Annotated in this window: 16 protein-coding genes; 7 read left to right on the top strand and 9 right to left on the bottom strand. The window is 40.0% G+C overall.

Features of this window, described 5'->3' with window-relative positions:
• The first annotated feature begins 8 nt into the window (after positions 1–8).
• Together FTT88_RS03485 and FTT88_RS03480 are read left to right on the top strand one after the other, a co-directional pair.
• Complete coding sequence (locus FTT88_RS03485) at positions 9–3,113, top strand: efflux RND transporter permease subunit (protein WP_180004982.1); 3,105 nt, start codon at positions 9–11, stop codon at positions 3,111–3,113.
• Between the two features lie 96 nt (positions 3,114–3,209).
• Positions 3,210–4,925: a proline--tRNA ligase gene (locus FTT88_RS03480; RefSeq protein ID WP_180004981.1), complete on the top strand. Its 1,716-nt coding sequence runs from the start codon at positions 3,210–3,212 to the stop codon at positions 4,923–4,925.
• Positions 4,926–4,989: 64 nt separating this feature from the next.
• On the opposite strand, the gene FTT88_RS03475 is transcribed toward FTT88_RS03480, so the two are convergent.
• The 6 genes from FTT88_RS03475 to FTT88_RS03450 all read right to left on the bottom strand — a co-directional run bounded on the left by FTT88_RS03475 (position 4,990) and on the right by FTT88_RS03450 (position 12,833).
• Complete coding sequence (locus tag FTT88_RS03475; protein WP_180004980.1) at positions 4,990–6,291, bottom strand: hypothetical protein; 1,302 nt, start codon at positions 6,289–6,291, stop codon at positions 4,990–4,992.
• Between the two features lie 50 nt (positions 6,292–6,341).
• Positions 6,342–8,522: a DUF6160 family protein gene (locus tag FTT88_RS03470; protein ID WP_180004979.1), complete on the bottom strand. Its 2,181-nt coding sequence runs from the start codon at positions 8,520–8,522 to the stop codon at positions 6,342–6,344.
• Between the two features lie 30 nt (positions 8,523–8,552).
• Positions 8,553–9,242: a hypothetical protein gene (locus FTT88_RS03465; protein ID WP_168379306.1), complete on the bottom strand. Its 690-nt coding sequence runs from the start codon at positions 9,240–9,242 to the stop codon at positions 8,553–8,555.
• Between the two features lie 10 nt (positions 9,243–9,252).
• Positions 9,253–11,313 carry a hypothetical protein gene (locus tag FTT88_RS03460; protein ID WP_180004978.1) on the bottom strand — a complete coding sequence of 687 codons (2,061 nt, stop codon included), beginning with the start codon at positions 11,311–11,313 and terminating at the stop codon, positions 9,253–9,255.
• A 244-nt stretch (positions 11,314–11,557) separates the two neighbouring features.
• Positions 11,558–12,127: a dCTP deaminase gene (dcd, locus tag FTT88_RS03455; RefSeq protein WP_005008040.1), complete on the bottom strand. Its 570-nt coding sequence runs from the start codon at positions 12,125–12,127 to the stop codon at positions 11,558–11,560.
• 112 nt (positions 12,128–12,239) lie between these two features.
• The gene (locus tag FTT88_RS03450) at positions 12,240–12,833 is read right to left on the bottom strand and encodes a LysE family translocator (RefSeq protein WP_180004977.1); all 594 of its coding nucleotides are present in this window, start codon (positions 12,831–12,833) and stop codon (positions 12,240–12,242) included.
• Between the two features lie 436 nt (positions 12,834–13,269).
• On the opposite strand from FTT88_RS03450, the gene FTT88_RS03445 reads away from it, so the two are divergent.
• From FTT88_RS03445 to FTT88_RS03435, 3 genes are read left to right on the top strand one after another with little or no spacing between them, the layout of a single operon-like run.
• Entirely contained in the window at positions 13,270–14,277 is a 1,008-nt protein-coding gene (locus tag FTT88_RS03445; protein ID WP_067764588.1) for a TAXI family TRAP transporter solute-binding subunit, read from the top strand.
• Positions 14,255–14,749 (top strand): DUF1850 domain-containing protein, encoded by a 495-nt coding sequence (locus FTT88_RS03440; protein WP_227591861.1) that lies wholly within the window; start codon positions 14,255–14,257, stop codon positions 14,747–14,749. The genes FTT88_RS03445 and FTT88_RS03440 overlap by 23 nt, the downstream gene beginning before the upstream one ends.
• A complete protein-coding gene (locus FTT88_RS03435; RefSeq protein WP_168379309.1) occupies positions 14,746–16,758 on the top strand; it encodes a TRAP transporter permease in 2,013 nt (670 codons plus the stop codon). Before FTT88_RS03440 ends, FTT88_RS03435 begins: the two co-directional genes overlap by 4 nt.
• Before the next feature lie 501 nt (positions 16,759–17,259).
• Here the strand turns inward: FTT88_RS03435 and apbC are convergent.
• Entirely contained in the window at positions 17,260–18,534 is a 1,275-nt protein-coding gene (apbC, locus tag FTT88_RS03430) for an iron-sulfur cluster carrier protein ApbC (RefSeq protein WP_180004976.1), read from the bottom strand.
• 661 nt (positions 18,535–19,195) lie between these two features.
• Between apbC and FTT88_RS03425 the strand changes: the two genes are divergently transcribed.
• The gene (locus tag FTT88_RS03425) at positions 19,196–19,534 is read left to right on the top strand and encodes a hypothetical protein (RefSeq protein WP_180004975.1); all 339 of its coding nucleotides are present in this window, start codon (positions 19,196–19,198) and stop codon (positions 19,532–19,534) included.
• Positions 19,535–19,584: 50 nt separating this feature from the next.
• Here FTT88_RS03425 and FTT88_RS03420 read toward each other — a convergent pair whose 3' ends face one another.
• Positions 19,585–19,983 carry a hypothetical protein gene (locus FTT88_RS03420; protein WP_180004974.1) on the bottom strand — a complete coding sequence of 133 codons (399 nt, stop codon included), beginning with the start codon at positions 19,981–19,983 and terminating at the stop codon, positions 19,585–19,587.
• 242 nt (positions 19,984–20,225) lie between these two features.
• Positions 20,226–21,020: a hypothetical protein gene (locus tag FTT88_RS03415; protein WP_180004999.1), complete on the bottom strand. Its 795-nt coding sequence runs from the start codon at positions 21,018–21,020 to the stop codon at positions 20,226–20,228.
• 171 nt (positions 21,021–21,191) lie between these two features.
• Here FTT88_RS03415 and metG point away from each other — a divergent pair, with 171 nt between their 5' ends.
• Positions 21,192–23,249 (top strand): methionine--tRNA ligase, encoded by a 2,058-nt coding sequence (metG, locus tag FTT88_RS03410; protein WP_180004973.1) that lies wholly within the window; start codon positions 21,192–21,194, stop codon positions 23,247–23,249.
• Positions 23,250–23,323 lie beyond the last annotated feature (74 nt).

Below are 23,323 nucleotides of genomic sequence, written 5' to 3'. Positions count from 1 at the left end.
CAGTTGTTATGTGGTTAACCCGAATTAGTGTGAAATATCCTGTTTTCACTATCATGATGATGTTCTGTCTGATGGTACTAGGACTCGCATCTTGGCAACGTATGGGTGTTGAAGAGTTTCCTGATATCGACTTCCCTTTTGTTGTTGTCTACACCAACTATCCGGGTGCTTCTCCTGAGTCTGTCGAATCTGAAATCACCAAGAAACTTGAAGATCAGATCAATACCATTTCAGGCCTCAAGCAAGTCATTTCTCAATCCAGTGAAGGTTTATCCACGGTTATTGTCGAATTTAATCTAGATGTCTCGTCCTCTGTAGCTGCACAGGATATTCGAGATAAAATTGCACCAGTAACCGCACAATTTCGTGATGAAATTGATGACCCCATCGTAGAACGTTATGACCCTACTGCCAGTGCGATTATGTCGATTGTTTTTGAATCGAAGGACATGTCTTTACGTGATTTGAGTTCCTATCTGAATCAACGGATTGTGCCCCAGCTTAGAACGGTTCCCGGTGTCGGTACGGTCAATTTATTGGGTGATGCACAGCGTCAAATTCGTATTCAAGTAAATCCGCAAAAATTACAAAGTTTCGGGATTGGGATAGACCAAGTTATAAACACCCTAAAATCTGAAAATATTGAAGTTCCAGGGGGGACTTTAAAACAAAAGAACTCAGAATTGGTGGTCGAAATTAAATCTCGGGTTATTCACCCAAACTCATTCGGTGATTTAGTGGTTGCCAATAAAAATGGCGCGCCGATTTATCTCAAACAAATTGCCGAAATAGAAGATAGCCAAGCTGAAATGGAGTCGAGTGCTTATCTGAATGGTAAAACAGCCGTCGCTGTCGACATTCTGAGAAGTTCGGACTCTAATGTGATTGAGGTTGTTGATAATACCCGTAAAACCTTAAGTAAAATCCAAAAGCAATTGCCGCAAGGCACGACCGCAGAAATTGTGGTTGATTCTTCAAAAGGTATTCGTGGCAGCATTAAAGACGTGGCACGTACGATTTTTGAAGGTGCAGTACTTGCGGTACTCATTGTATTGTTATTTCTCGGCTCATTTCGTTCGACAGCCATTACAGGTTTAACCCTACCGATTTCGCTACTAGGTACCCTCACCTTTGTTTGGATTTTTGGTTTTACCATCAATATGATGACCCTACTGGCTCTCTCACTGAGTATCGGTCTCCTGATTGATGATGCCATTGTAGTACGCGAAAATATTGTCCGCCATGCCGATATGGGCAAGGACCACGTCACCGCTGCACTCGACGGCACAAAAGAAATTGGTTTAGCTGTATTGGCCACAACATTGACCATTGTCGCGGTATTTTTACCTGTGGCATTTATGGGCGGCATTATTGGGCGTTTCTTCTATCAATTTGGTGTAACCGTCAGTACCGCTGTACTGATTTCAATGTTTGTGAGTTTCACCCTTGACCCGATGTTGTCTGCTCACTGGGCAGAGCGCCAAGATCCAAATAAAAAGCCGGGTAAAATCAAACGTTTTTTTAACTGGATTTCGGGCAAGCTCGACAACCTAAGCCATCATTATGAAAAATTACTCAAGCTTGCTTTAAAATTTAGGCTCATTACCCTTTTAATCGCCGTCGCGTCTTTATTTGGTGCATTAGGTTTATCCAAAATGATCGGAACTGAATTTGTACCCGTACCAGACAAAGGTGAAATTCGGATCAAATTTGAAACACCAATTGATGCAACCCTTGAATATTCGCAGGCTAAGCTTAAGCAAGTAGATCGTATCATTCGCCAACATCCAGAAGTCAAAGCCACTTATGGTGCAATTAATAGTGCCACTGATCGCGGCAAAAACCATGCTAGCATTCGTGTCACTGTTTCACCACGTACGGAGCGTAGTCAAACATTAACGGATCTCAACAATGAATTCCGTACCCGCTTAAAACATGTAGCAGGTATTACCATTACCTCGATTGCCTCAGCTGATGAAACAGTTTCGGGCGGCCAAAAGCCGGTAATGATCTCGATTAAAGGACCAGACTTAGATGAGTTACAACGCATTTCAGATCGATTCTTGGTTGAAGTTGCCAAAGTCGAAGGTATTGTCGACTTAGAAAGCTCACTCAAAGAACCTAAACCGACCTTAGGTGTACATATCAATCGCGTTTTAGCCAGTGATTTAGGTTTATCCGTCAATCAAATCGCCAATGTATTACGCCCTCTTCTTGCGGGTGATAATGTAACAACGTGGAAGGATGATAAAGGCGAAACCTATGATGTAAATTTAAGACTCACTGAAGATCAGCGTCGACTGCCAACTGACATTCAAAGCATGTACATCACATCACAAAAAACCGATGCTGCAGGCTTACCTATTTTAGTTCCATTGGCAAGTGTGGCAAGCTTTGAAGAAACACTTGGTGCTTCACAAATTAACCGTCGTGATCTGGCACGTGAAGTAATGGTTGAAGCCAACACAGCAGGACGTCCTGCGGGTGATATTGGTGCCGAAATCAATGAGATAGAGAAAAACTTCGACTTGCCACCAGGTTATAGTTTTGTCACGCAAGGTGCCAATAAAGATATGGCTGAGTCTGCGGGTTATGCAATGACAGCGATTACCCTCTCTATTGTATTTATTTATATTGTTTTGGGTTCACAATTTAATAGCTTCATTCACCCTGCAGCCATTATGGCTTCATTGCCCTTATCATTGATTGGGGTGTTCTTAGCCTTATTCTTATTTAATTCAACCATGAACCTCTTTTCCATTATCGGGATTATTATGCTCATGGGCTTGGTGACAAAGAACGCAATTCTACTCATCGACTTTATTAAAAAAGCCATGGATCATGGTGTAGATCGTTATGACGCAATTATTGAAGCAGGTAAAACCCGTTTACGCCCCATTTTAATGACCACCAGTGCAATGGTGATGGGTATGGTTCCGCTTGCACTTGGTCTAGGTGAAGGCGGTGAACAAAGCGCGCCAATGGCACATGCCGTGATTGGCGGAGTGATTACTTCTACCTTACTGACACTCGTGGTTGTTCCAGTGATTTTTACCTATTTGGATGATTTCCGAAACTTCCTTGCACGTCAGGCCAAAAAAATCATGTCATAATGACAAAATCTAAAATGAGGTGACTTTGGAAAATGTTCACCTCATTTTTTATTGTATACTCTCCACTTTAACGCTTAATTTTTTAGGACAGTTTCCATGCGCGCGAGTCGCTTTTTATTTGCAACGTTAAGAGAAACCCCAAACGATGCTGAAGTTATTTCACATCAGCTTATGCTTCGTGCCGGGATGATTCGTAAATTGGCTTCAGGTTTATACACTTGGCTGCCGATGGGCGTTCGCGTATTAAATAAAGTTGAAGCGATTATCCGCGAAGAGATGGATCGTGCTGGTTCACTTCAAGTCCTGATGCCTGTCACTCAACCCGCATCTTTATGGGAAGAATCAGGTCGTTTCGTACAATATGGTCCAGAACTTTTACGTTTTAAAGACCGTCATAACAATGACTTTGTACTTGGCCCTACACATGAAGAAGTGATTACAGATCTTGCTCGCAATGAATTGAAAAGCTATAAGCAATTGCCTGCAAACTTCTACCAAGTACAAACCAAATTCCGTGACGAAATCCGCCCTCGTTTCGGTGTGATGCGTTCACGTGAATTCATCATGAAAGATGCCTATTCTTTCCATGTTGACCAAGCTTCTTTACAAGAAACCTATGACAAGATGTATGCAGCTTATTGCAAAATTTTCACTCGTTTAGGTTTAAATTTCCGTCCAGTTCAAGCGGATACAGGTTCAATTGGTGGTTCTGGTTCACACGAATTCCACGTCCTTGCGTCTAGCGGTGAAGATGACATCGCATTCTCTACAGAGTCAGATTATGCTGCTAACGTAGAAATGGCGGAAGCAGTATTAGTAGGTGAACGTGCTGCTCCAACTAAAGCACTTGAAATTGTTGATACACCAAATCAAAAAACCATAGCTGATGTTTCTGAATTCCTTAAATCAAAACCTGCTCAATCTGTAAAAGCATTGTTGGTTCAAGGTGTTGCTGAAGAAGGTAAAGCTGCGCCAGTGGTTGCCTTATTCCTACGTGGCGACCATGAACTGAATGAAATTAAAGCTGAAAAACACCCATTAATTGCTGCTCCATTGGCCTTTGCAACTGAAGCACAATTGGCTGACTTAGGTTTAACGGCTGGTTTCTGTGGCCCTCAAGGCTTAACCGAAAAAGGCATTACCGTTATTGTTGACCGTGCAGCGTCTGTACTTTCAGACTTTGTTGCTGGTGCAAACCAAGTCGATAAACATGCTGTAGGTGTAAACTGGGAACGTGATGCACAATACACCGAAGTTTATGACCTGCGCAATGTTGTTGAAGGTGACCCTTCTCCAGACGGTCAAGGTACGATCTTGATTAAACGTGGTATCGAAGTTGGTCATATCTTCCAGTTGGGTCAAAAATACTCTGAAGCACTTGGCTGTAAAGTCTTAGGTGAAGACGGCAAACCTCTCGTTGTGACTATGGGTTGCTACGGTATTGGTGTAACCCGTGTTGTCGCTTCTGCAATTGAACAAAACTTCGATGACAAAGGAATTATCTGGCCGTCTGCTATTGCTCCTTTCGAAGTTGCTATTGTGCCAATGAATGCGCATAAATCACCGCGCACGTTAGAAGCAGCTGAAGCACTGTATGCAGAATTAACTGCTGCTGGTTATGATGTTCTTCTAGATGATCGTAATGAACGTCCAGGTGTTAAATTCTCTGATATCGAGTTAACAGGTATTCCACACCGTATTGTCATTGGCGAGAAAGGTTTGGATGCTGGTACATTTGAGTACAAAGGTCGCCGTGATGAAGAATCAAGCAACTTGAGTAAAGAAGACCTTTTAGCAAAAATTGCAAAATAATTTGCGCTAAATATAAAAAAATCCCGCTAAGTGCGGGATTTTTTTATATTAAATACTTTAAGCCTTAACAGAATTTCAGCCCGCCGAAGCAGTTAGAACGAAACTCCTGTCCAGAAAGTTTTAAATTGTTTAATGGGAAATCAATTAATGACGGGTTTTTAATTTCTTTAACATCTAAAGCCGAACCTGCAACACAACCAAAGATTAAATCTCCACAATTACGAACATTGGTACTTAAGTCATGGTTAATTCCAGCGATCGTTTGTTTCAACACTTCATCCGTAATCGCCACTTTATCTGAAGGTGTAATACTCCCCAAATCGACCTCATCTTCCATCGCCAACCACCAACCTCTTTCTGCTGCAACTGCAGCACCAGGCCAGAGTATTTTTTGAGCTTGTAAGGATAACGAAGCAGGGTTATTTAAATATAGTGCGTGAATCAAACCTAAACTTTGATTTACCGTAATATCGGTTTTTAGCCCAGTAAGATAGCCTGTTACGTCTTTATTCAAATTAATATTTAACCCAAGTAGAGAGATCTGAGCTTCTAATGGACCACTAAAATCTAGACGATCAACAGTTCCTGTACCCTTTAACTGTACATCTGTCATTCGATTACCACTTACAACAGTAGCTGGAATCGTAAAAGGAGCTGTGGTTGATTTTAAATTAAAGGAATAATTATCTGATTTGTAGTGAAGCGGTAGATCAACTTCTGCACCAAATAATGTCCCCTTAACAGCCCCTTCAATGTATTGCTGCGTAGAAGCATAGTCCATCACACGCTCAGCAGTTGTTGCAACACCCGCAGACGCTTTTGTTTTCATATAACCACTAAAGGTATTGATACCATTGGGTGTATTGCTATTTTCTGTACCTAATGTCATTAACCCAGAAATTTTTTCAGCGCTCAGACGAAAGCCCATCACTTCACGAGTTGCAGCTGATTTGGGATCTTTAATTGCAATTTCGATAAAAGGATTGGTCAACAAAGCAGAAGTTGCCGCACGTTCATCAGACGTATAATTGCTATTTACAGGCAATCCACTCAATGAAATATGATCGATATCAATATCACAAGCACCTGAGCCATTTGCACCACCACAACCCAATTGCAGCTTTTTAATATTGGCATTGAGCTCCATTTCAGCTTCTAAACCAAGCTTATAAAAGCCGACATTGGATTGGTCTACGGCTTGTCCACTCTCATCCACAGAATTATACCCCTGCGTATATTCCATGGAGAGTAATGCTTGACCATCAACTTTTGATAAGCTTTCATCATCTAAAGCCATCATTGCATGAGATAAGCTACTCATCGCAAATGTCGAGAAGATCAAACCTCTGATTAACTTCTTTTTCATAACAAATTCCCTGTTCGTTATTTTATTTATTTGTTATTGATTTAATATTATTAGCGTGGAGTAATCCCCATGGTGCTTCGCATTGTTCCACCGGTTAGGGCTATATCCGCCATCTTTTGCATATTGCCATTTGTTAACATCGATACTTCTGCACGAAACGCTTTAGACATATTATTGGTTGGATTGAATTTCACCTGATTATCAAACTCTACCGAATCTTGTTTCATTTTAATTCGAGCATCAAAACCTAGATCGCCCTGCATTTTATTAATATTGATACTTGAAGCTGAAACGACACCGCTGGCATTTACATCTTCATTCATCAAACTTAAATAGCTTCCCATAACTTTTTGATCTTTCTTTTCAGCATCTGTTAATGCTTTAAATTCAAAGCTTCCACGAAAAGATAAATAATTATTTTCTGCACTGTCATTTAGGCCCGGTACTATAAATAGCTCACCTTTACCATCAAGTTTAAACGCAATATTCGTCAACACATCATCACGTTTAGAGAAATTATCTAAAGGTACTGTAGTCCCACATTTGGCAGAAGCTGTAGTCGCACAGTTATAGGTTGAACCCGGAAGTTGACCAATCGCTAACTCGGCATTAGCTGCAATCAATAAATTATCTGCACGTACATAGATGCCATCATTTTCATAACCAATCACACCATCAGATTGAATAAGGGCATTGATGTTTCGTAAGCCTGCATAATAATTGACTTCTTGACCATTAATACCTTTTTTACCATCAATCAAAATAATGGAAGTTGTACTTGGTGTTCCTGTTTTTTTATCAACACCATAACCATCTGTGCTCATTACAAGGTTATAGCCAATACCTGATTTTTCAGCCGCATTTTTATAACTGTATTTTTTCTCTGATAATGCAACATTGGCATTCATATTATAAATCGGGATACCAATCCCCCAACTGTTGTCATTACTTGCAATTGCAGCAATTGAGTTATCAGAAATAAATCGTGCGGTACGCGCGATGGACTGAAAATCCATACCACGAATCGCCACAAGTGCAAAATTTCCACCCGCCGTTTGATTTGACAGATTCTGGGTTAAAACATTATTGGTTAAGCCTAATGTCGCTTTTAATTTATCATTTACCAGAAAATCAAGGCTTTTGGCTTGAATGGTATTGATATAAATATCGCCAAAATCAATATAGGCATTTTTATCAGCAACTAAAGACGTTAAATTAGAAAATTCAATGGCATAACTACCAATACCCGTATGGCCAATTTCTAAGGTTGTCGGTGCTTGACCTGCAACAAGACTCGGATCATCCTTTGAAGTAAAATCCGCGCGCACTCCTAAATGTAAACCACCTGAACCAACAGACTCATATCCTGAAGCTTTCGTTGCTAGACCAAAATCTTTGATTCCTTCTTGATTGGCATTTAAGGCCACTCGTGCATTAGTGACAGCACCCGATGCTCCCATACGAATTAAATTGCGCTGTGCACCACCATCGGTACCGTAACGTAGATCGATATTAACGCCGGGGTTTGTGGCATCGCTACGTGAGCTATGCACATCTGATGTGTCCTTGACCCGCCCCAAATTGACCGTATGATCTTTGCTCCCTGTGGATTTTGTGGTGAGAACAATGCCTTCATCAGCTGCAACATACATATAACCTGAACCAGCAAAGTTAAAGTTAAAGTCCTTTAAGGTTACGCTATGTCCATTCATACCATGACTAATACTGGCATTTTGCAATTGAAATTCCATATACGCCGTATCATTACGGTTAAATAGACCATTGCTGGTTTCAAGTAATACTTTTAAAGGTGAAGATGTTGCAATCGTAAGTGAACCTAAATTTTGCGTAGGCGTTTGGCACGTTGCACCTTGACACAGCAGCATAATATTTTGTGCAACAGCCGTAAATGGACTGACACTTGCAGCTATACGCATGCCTACACCAGCATCCGTAGTCCCAACATCAAAATCTAATTTTGATGTAATGGTGCTTTGCCCAACACCATCTATTTGCACATTGTGCAAACCCATTTTCATCTTATTTTGGTCGGTTGGGTCAACCCAATTTAATTGATCGACTTTGACTCTAGAAACTTCATGGGTAATCGAAATACCATCTTGGCCAGTAACTGCACCCAAGCTTTCGTCGGTCATTGCTTCAAAAGCATAGGTGTGTTGAGCAAGTAAAATACTGGTTGCGAGTGCCGTCAAAGTTGTTATTTTTTTCATCACTATATCCTTATATTCAGTCACAGCTGATTAACAGCGACCTGCACCATTTCCAGTGCAGTTAAAACTGAAGATGTTTAACTTTCCACTCATGTGCATGTTGCCATGCACATTAACACCCATAAATCCTTGTTCTGAACCACGATCAAAATCAGGCACAGCTAAAGTTGAAGTTGTTCCATCAGCTTTCTTTTCGGTATAGGTCGTATAAGTACTGGTATTCTCGTAACCTTCCTTACCTGTCGTACCTGTTTCCACCGCCAACGTAGCAAAGCCTAAATTCCTAATTTTTAATGGCTTATCATCATAAAATGTCAACTGCATAGCCGTTTGTGGATTACCTTCACGATTGATAATCGTCACACCATCTAGTGAAAATTGATCGATCTGTAACGTTCCTTGAAACTGTTTAAACACCAACCATTTCTTATTACCATTTGCATCCACATGATTATTGGGCGCAAGTGCTAAGCGACAAAACTCATTGGATGAACATTGATATCCATAAAATGCTTGCGTTGTTTTACCATTCGCATCCATGATTGATATGTTGTTTTTTGACATATCATTGGCATATTGATGATTTAAGGAAAGTGTCCAACTGAGATCTGCACCGCCTTGACCGGTTGCAGCGGTAAGTTCCCTATTATCCATAGACACTAAACCTGCATGAGTTTGTGTCAGTGCAGCACAAACAACAGCGCATAAAATTTTATACATGTGATTTCTCCTACAGCCCTGTTGTTCTTATTTTTAAGTGCTGAATCAATACGCCATCTATGGCAACAGATCCTAAATTCGTGCTTTGTCCATTGACACCTTTAAACACCACACCTGTCGCCGTATCCGTACTTTTTGCATTCAACAGATTACCAGGCAAGCGCTCTACTGTACCGATCGCAATGCTACTGTGTGTTGCATTACGTCCTTGATATAGTGCTGTCGCATCTGAAGAGTTTGCTTTTAACTCCGTGCCACAACTATAGACGTTACAGGTTGATCCTTTAAAGTCTGAGGCATTTAAACCCGATGTACCTGTGGTATTACCAGCGATATCCGTATAGTAAGTATAAATTTTACTGTAAATAGAAGGTACATTTGGAATACGTGTCACTTCCAAAATAATATTTCGACCTTCTGAACCCACAATAAAGGGCTGATACATATTTCCTAAAACTAAATTGATATTTGGGCTATATAAATATAGACCTTCAGTTTCATGAAAGATTGGAGCTGCAGATCGATCCATCGCTGGTGTCGCTGCTGTTCCATCATCCAATTCAGGGCGTGCAGCTGTACTGATACGCATGCCGCGAGCATCCAAATCTCCATCATTGATACTCAGTGACTCAGCACGATCATTGGTATTAATACGAATTAAACTGGCTAAACCTAAGGTTTGGTTGTAATTTGTATTTGTAGATTTTAGGGTTTGAAAAATTCGAACTTGTGATCCATTAAAACTCAGGCCATTCGCAACAATTTGAGTACGTAAACGATAGTCTTTATCTAAGCCGCTAGTCGGCGCACCGGTAATCGGATCGACGACATTGCTTGAATTCAACGACCGTGAAAATACATCCATCCACAAACCAAGCTTGATGTTGTTAGATGCATCATCTGCCGCAATTTTCTTTAATGGTGCCTCAATCGCTAAGTAACCAACATTCCCCTTATTATCTTTCGCAAATTGTTCAACATCTTGATTACCCGCATGGAAAAGCCATGGGTTTTCTGCTGTACCCCAATTAAATCCTTGGTCTGTATAGCGCGTTGCTAATGAACTTTTTCCATTTTTATCTTTGCTATTGGACAGGGCTAAGCCATATATAAATACATCTGCTTTCGATCTGAGGCTCGATACGGTCGCAGTCGAGGCAATTTGTTTTGCTGTAATTTCAGCATTTTTCTTCACCGTTGCTAATGCTGAATCACTCGCCTTTTGAGCTTCAAGCTTGGCATAGTCCGTTGCCAACTGATTGAGGGTTTCTGCAGCTTTGGCATTTAACTGAGCATCTTTTGTTGGATCAATAAGATTTGAACGTGTAATTTTTCCTGAGACATAATTTTTATAAAACGTAGACCCAGTAGGTAAATTACCCGTACTATTGTTACCGTATAGTAACTCAATCATTTCATAGGTATTTTTTAAAGCAGCAGCTTGAGACTTTTCTTTTAACCACGGTGTAATTGATTCTTTCGTTGTGCCATCGTTTTCAAAAGGTAAGCCAGCCGATGAACCATTATAATAATCTGCATAACGCTGATCGTAATATGCCTTCATCGTTGGCGATTCAAGATAAGACTGTACTAATCGGCCACGATATTCTGTTGAATATGTTGCGATGGTTTCATTGGTTATACGTGTAGCATTATTGGTCTCATAGGTGCTTTTTGAACTTGTAAAAGTTGAGTCATAAACACCGTTATAGCCTGTAACTCGGCCTTGCTGATAGGCATCAACATAGGCTGCTTTGTAGATTTTATCGTAAGCGCGCTGCCCTAATTGTTCATAGTTTTCACCAGTAGGAATAATCCGAATAAAACCTGTATCGTTTTTCCCAGGATCAACCATACCAGACGCATAACTAGAAGCCGTAGAACGGTCATTTGGCCCTTGAAAGACCATTTTGAAATTTTCTAAAGTGAGTGCAACACCTTCACCCGTTGTGGCTGAAAGTGCTTCATCTGATAAATCTTGAAGCGCATATACAGTTGGTGCAGCAAAAATGCTGACTGCGGCTGCTAAGCAACTCTGGCGGAATAACTTAGCCTGGGTGAATTGAGTCATCTCGACCTTCCTTTTATCAGATGCTCTGCATCTCTCTTATATTTATTCCTGAGAACTGGCTTTGATGTTATTGTCCATTTATTCCTTAAATGGAGACTTGTGATAGACCAGTCACTTAACTTTTTATTATGCTGAATAATTACTCAATTGCAAAAACTTCCCCACCGAATGGTCTATTTTCCGATGAATGACCCAACAAAAAAGCGGGCTAATTCGCCCGCTTTTTTAAACTCAATCCGAAGGATTAAGCTTTCGGTAATGTCACACCGGTTTGACCTTGGTATTTACCACCACGGTCTTTATAAGAGGTTTCACACACTTCATCTGATTCGAAGAACAACATTTGTGCGACACCTTCACCCGCGTATATACGTGCAGGTAAGTTGGTTGTATTCGAAAATTCTAAAGTCACGTGACCTTCCCACTCTGGTTCAAGAGGCGTCACATTGACAATAATACCGCAGCGAGCATAGGTTGATTTACCCAAACAAACGGTTAAAACATTACGTGGAATACGGAAATATTCGACTGTCCGTGCTAGTGCAAACGAGTTCGGCGGAATGATACAAACGTCTGATTCGATATCAATAAAGCTTTTATCGTCAAAGTTTTTAGGGTCAACAATTGCTGAATGAACATTGGTAAAGACTTTAAATTCACGAGCACAGCGCACGTCATAACCATAGCTCGACACGCCATACGAAATAAGCTTTTCGCCATTTTCATCATAACGGACTTGGTTTTCTGCATACGGTTCAATCATGCCGTGTTTTTCGCTCATTTCGCGAATCCAACGATCAGACTTAATAGCCATTTATCTCTATCCAAAAACTTAAATCAATTATTGCGTGGTACTTTAACTGAAATCCGACTTAATGAAAATAAGCTTTGCCGAACTAAGCGGATTTAGTCATTTTGAAATCAATTTAGAGTTTTAAAATCGCAGAATAACTCAGTGGTATCGAAAAACTAACCAAGACTAGCGATGCTGTTCGTTGTAAATTGGCTTGATTGAGCCAACTAATTTTATTCGATGCCAAAACTGAACCAAGGAAGGTCCAAAAAAATGCAATAGGAACGATCAACAACAAAAAGATCAGCATGTGAGCTACATAATACTGCGCATTTTGCCAAGCCAATGCAGGAAAAATCGCAGATGCGAATAATAATGCTTTGGGGTTTAATAACGTCACAACAAAGAGTTCGCGTGCACGAATGCCCTTTTGATTAAAATTTTCAGCAACAGTTGCTGTACGCCATAATCGCATAGCCAAAAATAGAATATAGCCAGCACTAAACAGTTTTAAAATGGTCGGCAGTAAAGGCAGATGTACGGAAATTTTACCAATGAGAAAACCCCATAGGCTAATCGAAATAAGATAACCAAAGGCTTCCGCTGGAATGAGTCGGAATGATTTACGTAGCCCAACTTGAATACCCGAAGATGCGAGTAAGGTATTGGTTGGTCCTGGCGTTAACAAAATACTGATAACTAGACCAATAAAAAACCATGAAATCATACTTTGACCTCAAACTTAATCCGCGAAGATTAATTCAGTTGTTTCGTATTAGCAAAATAAAAAATAGAAATGCTTATAAAAAACTCCTTATTTAATTATAAATTCAGTAACTTAAATAGAAAAACAAAACCTTAGCTGAACAGTCATTCAGAACACCTTACAATTCAAAGAAATATCTTGAACTTATATTTATAAAAGAAATTTCACATGATTCCATGTATACCCTACAGTTTTTACACGTAACAAAATATTATTAAAATAAACGATATAGCTCCATGCCATTCTTACGCATAACCATTATTTATTGGAGACTAAAAAATCAAAAAAAAATACTTTTCAAAAATAATTGATTAAGTTATGTTCAATTGAGTAGTGGAAATTAAAATTAAAACTCATCAAATCAATATTCAAAATTTATGTGTAAAAGGACGTTTCTATGAACCAATGGACAAAACTCACGTTACTCTCGGTTACTTTGGCGTGTATTACTGCTTGCTCAAATGATCAATCTACTTCAAAAAATACCACGGAAGGAAAAAGCGCAGAAACTGCTACATCTGACAAACTTCAAACCAAGTTCGTAACCATTGCAACTGGCGGAGCATCAGGACCTTACAATGTGATTGGGACGAGTCTTGCAGAAATTTATAACAAAACTTTTGGTGTAAATTCTAAGACTCAAACTACAGGTGCATCAGTCGAAAACTTAAACCTTCTCAAACAGAATAAAGTTGAAATGGCATTTGTTATGAGTGACAGCTTAACAGAAGCACTGAACGGAGCAGGAAGTTTCGCAAATGGTAAAGTTGAGAATGTCAGCCAAGTCGCAGCGCTTTATCCCAACTACGTACAAATCGTAACCTCTAAAAAATCAGGGATCAAAAATATCGAAGATTTGAAAGGTAAACGTATCGCTGTGGGTGCACAAAATTCAGGTGTAGAAGTAAATGCACGCACACTGTTGAATGGTTTTGGAATCACCTATAAAGATATTAAAGTTGATTATTTAGGCTATGCTGAAGCCGCTGATGCTTTAAAAGGTGGCAAGCTTGATGCAGCATTCCTGACTAGTGGCATTCCAAATTCATCACTCATGGAACTTCAACAAAGCTTTGATCTACAGTTGGTTTCAATCAATGCAGATAAAGTCAAAGAAATAGCTAAAGATCAAAGTTATTTCTTACCGATGATTATTCCAAAAGGCACATATGGCAATACTGCGGACATTCAAACTGCCGCAATTAAAAATGCATTAGTTGTTCGCACAGATATATCGGATGATGATGTCTACAAACTAACAAAAACTTTCTTTGACAGTTTGCCTCAATTGGCAACTTCACACCAAGCAGCAACAGAAATCACGCTTGAAGGTGCTCAACAAGGCCTTGTAGCGCCTCTACATCCAGGCGCGAAACGCTACTATGATGAAGTGGCTAAAAAATAATAAGCTTCAAAAAAATGCAGTTTATACTGCATTTTTTATATTGTTCTTCTTAATCTATGCTAGCTATCCAACACTGTATACGCAGGTTAGAGTTGAAACTGATATATGCAAAATTTCAACTGATCAATTTGATTTACAGTGGAAGCATTCAGTAGAAAAGACGGCTTGGTCTGAACAATATCAGCGTCAAAAGAATAAGTTTTTACTGCGCCACACCGATTTGATTTCATTTGGTGCAGGTACACCCTCAAATTATCCCATTGAGTTTCAAAAAAATGGTGTGATTAGAATGCGGGTCAATCAAAATATAGATGAAATCAACTGGGTGATTTCTAGAAATATGCAAGGCACGATCCTCGCTGACCAAAAAATTTGGTCTATTTTTCAAAGTTACCCAGACTATAGTTTGGTCAACATCTCGGTTCAATATCAACCCAAATGGAAGTCTTGGTGGATTGGAGAATGCCTATGAATTCCAAAGAAGATAAAGTTGTATTAGAACAACTCGATGAGAAACAACAACAAGCCATATTAGAAAAATTTGATCGGGAATCTGTTACTCGAATCAATATGAGCAAATCTGTTACCTACTTTGTTGCATTTGTAGCGATCTTTTATTCATTATTTCATTTATTTATTACGTTTAATCCTTTACCTGAGTTAATACAGCGTGCAGCCCATGTCGCTATTGGCCTAGCACTCATTTTTTTACTCTATCCAGCTCGTCAAACAAGCTCCCGACAGCATATTTCACTTCTCGATTGGTTCTTGGCTTTGCTTTCCATCTTCAGTTTTTTATATTTATGGAAAGAATATCAATCTATTATGACCACTCGAGGTGGTATTCCAAATACCTTAGATATCGCGTTTGCAATTATGAGTGTGGTATTAGTCATAGAAGCAACTCGCCGGGTCATGGGGTGGATGCTGCCCATTTTAAGTTTAATTTTCCTGACCTATACATTTATCAGTCACTTTGATTGGTTGCCAGATCGATTAATTACTCGCCCTTATACCATCAGCGACATTTTCGGACATATGTATTTAAAAACCGAAGGCTTATATTCTTCGGCAATTGGTGCATCCGTCACTTTTATTTTCTTATTTATCCTTTTTGGTGCTTTTCTTGCAAAATCAGGTATGGGGAAATTGTTCAATGATCTTGCCATGGCGCTGGCTGGACATAAACAAGGTGGGCCTGCCAAAGTTGCTGTAATTTCAAGTGGATTTATGGGCAGTATTAATGGCACTGCTGTTGCCAATGTTGTTGGTACAGGCTCATTTACTATTCCATTGATGAAAAAGATTGGTTATCACAAGAATTTTGCTGGTGCCGTTGAAGCCAGTGCATCCGTTGGTGGACAAATTTTGCCACCAGTCATGGGTGCGAGTGCCTTCATTATGGCCGAAACAACTGGCGTGAGTTATGGCACAATTGCACTAGCCGCCTTATTACCTGCTTTATTGTATTACCTTGGCGTCATGGCTCAAGTTCATTTCCGTGCGGGTAAAGATGATCTGAAAGGCGTACCTAAAGCTGATTTACCAAAAGTAAAAGAAGTTCTAAAAGAGCGTGGACATTTACTTATTCCAATTTTGGCACTGGTCTTTTTCTTATTTCAAAATATTCCTGTGAGCTATGCTGCTGTCTACACCATCGTCCTGACCATCTTTGTAGCAGCTATAAGAAAATCAACACGAATGGGCGTAAAAGATATTTTAGATGCGCTCGTTGATGGAGCCAAACAATCATTATCTGTGATGGCTGCTTGTGCTGTCGTTGGTATTATTATCGGCGTAGTAAGTCTGACAAGTTTTGGTTCAGTAATGACTTCTTCAATTATGAGTTTAGGTGCAGGTAGTCTCTTTCTAACTTTATTTTTGACCATGATTGCATCGATGATTTTAGGCATGGGGCTTCCATCTATTCCGGCCTATATCATTACTGCCACTATGGCAGCACCAGCACTCGCAAACTTTGATATTCCTGTATTAGTCGCGCATATGTTTGTGTTCTATTTTGGTTTATTTGCAAACATCACCCCACCAGTTGCCCTTGCCGCCTTTGCTGGTGCAGGAATTGCAGGCGGTGATCCAATGCGCACTGGGTTTCAGGCCTTAAAACTCTCTCTTGCTGGTTTTATTGTTCCATTTTTATTCGTTTATAACCCTGCCATGCTGATGATTGATACCACCAATGTTGCAGTCAATGCTCGAGAATTTGCCTTTCCAGCATGGACAACTATAGCGAGTATTACTGTCACTTCAGTGATAGGAATTCTCGCTTTAGGCTCCGCAGTTGAAGGTTATTTCAAGACTTATCTCAACTGGTTCTGGCGTATTTTTTTAGGTGTGGGTGCGCTGTGTATGATTATTCCAGAAACCATTACAGATATTGTAGGCATTATCATGGTCATCATCGCAATTACGGTGAATATTATCACTGCTAAACGTAAAGCAAACCCGTCTCTTTCCTCCTAAAAAACCAATTAAAAAGCCCGGTAATTACCGGGCTTTTTAATTTCTTAGACTAAGGCGTACCCTCATTTGATGGGTGGGTTTTAATGACTTCAAATAATATTTAAAATTATTTGTTCCTCTATATTTTTTCAATGCTAAGCCCCTTGTAACAGAGGACATTTGGCAAAAAATCTAAGACACAATGCGTTTGTACAGTTACTGCCGTTCAAAGAATTGATCCTAGCCAAAATAATAGAAATATCGTGAAAGCTATTTTGTAAAAACTAAGTACAAACGCGACATCCTTTGATATGCCTCAAGAATTTTATCCTTGGCAGACGGCTTATAATCGCAGGAAAAATAAGAAATTGTGCAAATCGTTTTTTAGATGTGTAATTCATAGACATCGTTGAATGTCTAAAGTTCAGTACTCATAATTTTCAAACACTCCCAATACCACGTTATAAAAAATCTGGCACGAGGCCAGATTTTAATACGATCAACTTAAATTTCAGTTCACCCTTAGAAAATACGGTTTTTATCTTTTTCAGCCTGAGGTAATGCATCTGCAACTTTTTGTGCAATCGCCATGTAGCTTTCAGCAGCATCATCACCTGCTATCACAGATGGTTTCCCTGCATCGGCATTTTCACGAATTTGTACATTCAGCGGTAAACGACCTAAGAGCGGAATGTCGTATTGGGCTGAAAGTTGGTCGCCACCACCTGTACCAAAGATTTGCTCTTCATGCCCACAGTTCGAACAGATGTGAGTCGACATATTTTCAACCACGCCCATCACGGGAATATGTACACGATTAAACAACTCAATGCCTTTGGTCGCATCCATTAATGCAACATTTTGTGGTGTCGTCACAATCACAGCACCTGTCACCGGTATACGCTGTGCAAGCGTCAACTGGATATCACCTGTGCCTGGCGGCATATCAATGACCAATACATCCAGATCAGGCCATAAAGTTTGGTTAAAGAGCTGCATTAACGCCCCCGTCGCTTTCGGCCCACGCCAAGCCACTGGCGTATTGTTATCCCCAGTTAAGTGACCAATTGAAAGTACAGCCATACCATATGCTTCGATAGGAACAAATTGCTCAGCTTCGATCATCGGCGTGCGGCCTGCGTTACCAAGCATCGTTGGAATACTTGGACCATAGATATCCGCATCTAAAACGCCAACTTTTAGCCCCAATTGCTGTAATGCCAAAGCTAAGTTAACTGTCGTGGTTGACTTACCCACACCACCTTTGCCTGAAGACACTAAAATTACATTTTGAATGCGTGGATGTTTCGGCACATCACGTTGCAGAGGTGCCGCTTTTTGAATTGGTGGATTGTTTGGATCTTCTTCAGCCTTGGCTTGAGTAGCAGATGCATCCACAACAGGTGGCAAATTACTCGTAGTAGACTTTTGCTCAGTTTGTTCATTAGCTTTAGGCTGTGTTGAACAGCTTTCACCTTCTGCATGGTGATGACCGCAACCACCCGATGTATGTCCAGTCTTTTGCTGAATCACGTGCATATTTAATTCTGTGATGCCACATTTTTCCAATGCATCGGCCAAATCATCATGGATTTTTTGTAAGTCATCGGCTTCTGAAGGAAAGGTATTAATCGTGATCTGCAAGATCTGACCTTGCACATTTACCTGTGTAATACGGTCTTTTAAAGCATTATTTGAATTGGGAAGTACGTAGTTTTGTAAAACCTGTTGGATTTCCTCTTCTTTCACCTCTTGGGAGGGTGAAAACACAGATTTTAGAGAAGAAAGCCACGACATTATGTTGTCTCCAAACAGGAACATCAAAAGATAATAGCGATAGTTTACCTGTTCATCTGCCACAGAGTAAGAGGGAGATGAATGACTTATCCCTATAAGCTTATAAAGTTGAGTAACTGATGTTACGCACCTAAAAGTAATTTCGCATTTTAAAAATGATTTTTAAGTCTATTCAACGGAGTCTTATATCTAGGGTTTGAATAAAGAGATTAGCCTTCGGCTGGAGGTACTTTTGTTTTGGCAAAAGTACCCAAAACCATTGTCATCCGCAAAACTCGTTCACTAGCGTCAAATTATTCAAAGTATCGCAAAACCATTTTTGATTAGAAGGAGTCCTGTCTCAAACACTTGCGGATGACCTTACCGCGTATCATTCTTTTATTTGAAGCAAACGGTGCGTCTGATGTTACTGCGTAACATCAGTGAGTAATTTAGTCAGCTTTGAAACAAGTTTTCGAATGTGTGACACTTAAAATACCCTTATAGTTAATCTATGCGACTAAACCAAAGCCATTAAATTTTAAATTGATTACATATCAACCATACATTTTCAGCGTAATTTCAGTCTATATTTCAATCATTTCAACAAAATAATCATAGCGATGGATGTGCCATTCAACGGCACATTTTGTGCTTTTTAATTTTTAAAATGGGGAAAACTATGTATCAGAAGACTATGTATAAGAAGTCTGTGTATAAAACGACTTTATGCGCCTTGATGCTCCTGACTTCAGCAGCCTATGCAGAAATTGCGACTGAAGCCATTCAAACACCTGACCGACAAACTGTAGCGATTGGTGATAGCCTTGATCTTATGCGCTCTCGTATGCAAGCTTCTCCGATGAAAATGCTGTCCTATCCGCTGCAAGAGAAAAATCTGCCTGCAAAACTAGCGGTAGATTACACCTACGAAATTGCCAATATGCGCTACGTGATTACCGTAGTCGATGATCAAGTCAAAAATATTAAGACTGAAAATTTGGATGGATTAAAACAATAAAACCTAAAAAAGCCGCTCTTTATAGAACGGCTTTTTTCATCAGACCTAATTTAAGCTTGGTCATCTTTTTTAAACTTATTCAGTGTGTCAGTGGCTTTCTTTTTTAACTCGTCAAATTTCTCTGTCGCCTGCACTTTTAGTTCATCAAATTTTTCGACAGCCTCATGTTTAAGTTCGGCTGCTTTGACTTTGGCTTCATCAAATTTATGACTCGCTTCTGCTTTTAACTGCTCTAAACGGTCTTTGGTTTCCGCATGCTGTTCTGCATGCTCATGTTTGGCCGCATTTAAGGCTTTTTCACCCTCAAGCTTGAGTTCTTCAACTTTATGCTTTGCACCATCCAGTGCTTTTTCGCCTTCAAGTTGCGCCTCTTTGGCTTTGAGTTGTAAATCATCACCGAGTTCTGATGCTTTATTTTTTAAATCATTTAATGTGTTTTCTGTTGTCATCTCGCTCACCCTGTTCTCAGTTATTGTCTAACAATAGTTATAACGCGATTTGAAGCAGATACCTGAAATAGACGCATTTAGAAACAAATCAACCACAGGAAAACGCCATGCGATTGCCTATTTTCACAATGGTTTAATGAAAATTTGTATGGTCGAATTTATTCTAAGTTTTTAATTTTAAAGGATGATGCAGTACAAAGAGATCAACGCCATTCCGATGCATTGATCTCTTGAAATTAAACTTATTTGCTGACCGTACTCATAAAGCTCACTGCGGAAAACAGCCAAATAAACAGGATGAAACTCCGTTCCTGATTAAAATGCGTGACATCGGTCCCATGCAAAATATTATGGCGGGTCATGGCTACAGTAGAGCTGCTATCCATTTGATAGGCTGCCAATTCGGCGAAATACGGATTCAACTCATTGGCGATTTTAGATTTGTGCCACAGGCTTTTAATTTCACTGCCTTTTAGCCCCGGTACAATTTTATAGACATCGACAAATTTAGTGCCGTTTTGATTTAAGAAACCGGTTTGAATCAGCACGTCCGTCAAAATACCTTCAAGCTGTGCATATAACACAGGGATACAGCCTGCATGAATGTCTAATTTATACAGTTTAAGCGCATCTAGAAGTACCTGACGGCGCTGTGCTTTATGTTCACCAATATTCAAAGCATCAAAGGCTTTCAACATTTCAGTTTGGAAAAACTCGCTATTGATGACATTCAGAAAATCAAAGTCTGTATCATTTTCATGTTGATGAAGCAGTTGCCAAAAATACAATAAATTTAAAGCATCATTCGCTACTTTCATTTCTACCGGCTGATCTAATTCATCGGCCAAAATATCGAAATAAGGCTCATCTTGTGCCAAATGACGCAGAGTTTGAATCAGTAAGGCATGCTCATCTGCTGAAATCTGTTCTAAATATTGCTGCGCATCTTTAATAATGTGATGCCCCAATTTATGACGCTGTTCATTTTGAGGAATACGAGTGATTGGCTGATCGTCTTCATAGTCATCTTCATACATGGGCTTGTTACTCTTAGGCATCACAGTTATGCCCTATTATCACTGTAATTGTGTCAGCAATATAGAATTTTTTACTTTTGCAAAGATTTCACCTATTCCCTTGTGCAAGTACTGGCTATCTCATGTAAAATTACAGCCCATTGCATAAATACGAATGAGAGAGTCATATCCGTGCGTAATATTTTAGTTACTAACGCCCTTCCATACGCGAATGGCCCAATTCATATGGGTCATTTACTCGGTTATATCCAAGCTGATATTTGGGTTCGTGCCATGCGTGCAATGGGTCATAACGTGACTTATGTATGTGCGGATGATGCTCACGGCACAGCGATTATGCTACGTGCGGAAGCCAATGGTATTTCGCCTGAACAGCAAATTGCCAATGTGCAAAAAGAACATGAACGTGACTTTGCTGGCTTTAGAGTTGACTTTGACCATTACGACTCAACTAATAGCCCTGAAAACCAAGCACGCGCTTCAGAGATTTACATTAAGAACCGTGAAGCGGACAACATTGCTGTACGCCCTGTGACGCAATTGTTTGACCCTGAAAAAGCAATGTTCTTGTCGGATCGTTTCATTAAAGGGACATGCCCGAAATGTAAAGCGGAAGACCAATACGGCGACTCATGCGAAGTATGTGGTACAACTTACAACGCAACTGAATTGTTAAATCCAAAATCGACTTTAAGCGGTGCGACACCTGTAGAGAAATCTTCAGATCACTACTTCTTTAAACTGCCGAACTTTGGTGAATACCTGCAAAAATGGACACGTGACGAAGGTCGTTTACCTGTGTCGATTGCCAACAAACTCGATGAATGGTTTGAAGCTGGTCTATCTGATTGGGATATCTCCCGTGATGCGCCTTACTTCGGTTTTGAAATTCCAGATGCGCCAAACAAATACTTCTACGTTTGGGTTGATGCGCCAATCGGCTATATGTCGAGCTTTGAAAACTACATCAAGACCAAACGTCCTGACCTAAGCTTTGACGATTACTGGAAAAAAGATTCTAAAAATGAGGTCTATCACTTCATTGGTAAAGACATCGTTTACTTCCACGCGTTGTTTTGGCCTGCAATGCTTGAAGGTGCAAACTACCGTACCCCAACAAGCTTATTCGTCAACGGTTTCTTGACTGTAAACGGTCAGAAGATGTCTAAATCTCGCGGTACGTTCATTAAAGCGGAAACGTATCTTGAGCATTTAAACCCTGAATACTTACGTTACTACTTCGCATCTAAGCTTTCTGACAAAGTTGAAGATTCTGACTTGAACCTTGATGATTTCGTTCAGAAAGTGAATTCAGACCTTGTTGGTAAAGTGGTCAACATCGCAAGCCGTTGTGCAAAATTCATCAATACTAAGTTTGATAACAAACTTTCTGCAACGTGTGCAGAGCCTGAATTGGTACAAAGCTTTATTGATGCAGGTGCATCAATCGCTGCTCAATATGAAGCACGTGAATTCTCTGCAGCCATCCGTGAAATCATGGCGCTTGCTGACAAAGCCAATCAATATATCGATGAGAAAAAGCCTTGGGCTTTAGCGAAAATTGAAGGCGAAGAACAACAAGTTCATGACGTATGTTCTGTCGGTATTAACTTGTTCCGTCAATTGGCGGTGTACCTTGCACCAGTACTTCCTACCTTGGCAGCAGAAGTTCAAAGCTTCTTAAAATTAGAATCTTTCGACTTTGCGTCTGGTAAAACGATTTTGGTGGATCATGAAATTGCTCAATTCCAACCATTGATGCAGCGTGTAGACCCGAAAGCGGTTGCTGCAATGGTCGATGCGTCTAAAGATTCTTTAGCTGCGCCTGCTGAAGCACCAAAAGCGGAAAAGAAAAAAGAGAAGAAAGCTGAGAAAAAACCTGAACCTAAAGTTGGAGAAGCTGAGATTATTGGCATTGAAGACTTTATGAAAGTTGACTTGCGTGTGGCTGAAGTTTTAGAAGCAGCTCATGTTGAAGGTTCAGACAAACTGCTTCAATTGACTTTAAATGTCGGCGAAGCTGAGCCACGTAACGTGTTTAGCGGTATTCGTGAGTTCTACCAACCTGAAGACTTAAAAGGCAAATTGGTAGTGATGGTGGCTAACCTTGCACCACGTAAGATGCGTTTTGGTATTTCTAACGGTATGGTATTAGCTGCGGGTAATGGCGATGGCGTTTGGGTGATTTCACCTGAAAGCGGTGCTAAAGCTGGTGATAAAGTGTCTTAATTTTTAGATTAAGATAAGAAAAAGCCTCTACGTTGTAGGGGCTTTTTTTGGCTTTAAGTTCCCTCTCCTTTTAG

Source organism: Acinetobacter sp. YH01024 (assembly GCF_013420195.1).
GTDB lineage: Bacteria > Pseudomonadota > Gammaproteobacteria > Pseudomonadales > Moraxellaceae > Acinetobacter > Acinetobacter amyesii.
Note: the sequence above shows the minus strand (reverse complement) of the source record. Positions and strands in the feature narration are given on the sequence as shown.

What these genes read in the sequence shown, in the direction of transcription:
- FTT88_RS03460 (WP_180004978.1), bottom strand. Translation starts at nt 11,313, where the DNA reads ATGACTCAATTCACCCAGGCTAAGTTATTCCGCCAGAGTTGCTTAGCA.
- FTT88_RS03435 (WP_168379309.1), top strand. Translation starts at nt 14,746, where the DNA reads ATGAATTCCAAAGAAGATAAAGTTGTATTAGAACAACTCGATGAGAAA.
- FTT88_RS03475 (WP_180004980.1), bottom strand. Translation starts at nt 6,291, where the DNA reads ATGAAAAAGAAGTTAATCAGAGGTTTGATCTTCTCGACATTTGCGATG.
- apbC (WP_180004976.1), bottom strand. Translation starts at nt 18,534, where the DNA reads ATGTCGTGGCTTTCTTCTCTAAAATCTGTGTTTTCACCCTCCCAAGAG.
- FTT88_RS03450 (WP_180004977.1), bottom strand. Translation starts at nt 12,833, where the DNA reads ATGATTTCATGGTTTTTTATTGGTCTAGTTATCAGTATTTTGTTAACG.
- FTT88_RS03465 (WP_168379306.1), bottom strand. Translation starts at nt 9,242, where the DNA reads ATGTATAAAATTTTATGCGCTGTTGTTTGTGCTGCACTGACACAAACT.
- FTT88_RS03420 (WP_180004974.1), bottom strand. Translation starts at nt 19,983, where the DNA reads ATGACAACAGAAAACACATTAAATGATTTAAAAAATAAAGCATCAGAA.
- FTT88_RS03440 (WP_227591861.1), top strand. Translation starts at nt 14,255, where the DNA reads ATGATGAAGTGGCTAAAAAATAATAAGCTTCAAAAAAATGCAGTTTAT.
- FTT88_RS03445 (WP_067764588.1), top strand. Translation starts at nt 13,270, where the DNA reads ATGAACCAATGGACAAAACTCACGTTACTCTCGGTTACTTTGGCGTGT.
- FTT88_RS03415 (WP_180004999.1), bottom strand. Translation starts at nt 21,020, where the DNA reads ATGTATGAAGATGACTATGAAGACGATCAGCCAATCACTCGTATTCCT.
- FTT88_RS03470 (WP_180004979.1), bottom strand. Translation starts at nt 8,522, where the DNA reads ATGAAAAAAATAACAACTTTGACGGCACTCGCAACCAGTATTTTACTT.
- FTT88_RS03425 (WP_180004975.1), top strand. Translation starts at nt 19,196, where the DNA reads ATGTATCAGAAGACTATGTATAAGAAGTCTGTGTATAAAACGACTTTA.
- FTT88_RS03485 (WP_180004982.1), top strand. Translation starts at nt 9, where the DNA reads ATGTGGTTAACCCGAATTAGTGTGAAATATCCTGTTTTCACTATCATG.
- FTT88_RS03480 (WP_180004981.1), top strand. Translation starts at nt 3,210, where the DNA reads ATGCGCGCGAGTCGCTTTTTATTTGCAACGTTAAGAGAAACCCCAAAC.
- dcd (WP_005008040.1), bottom strand. Translation starts at nt 12,127, where the DNA reads ATGGCTATTAAGTCTGATCGTTGGATTCGCGAAATGAGCGAAAAACAC.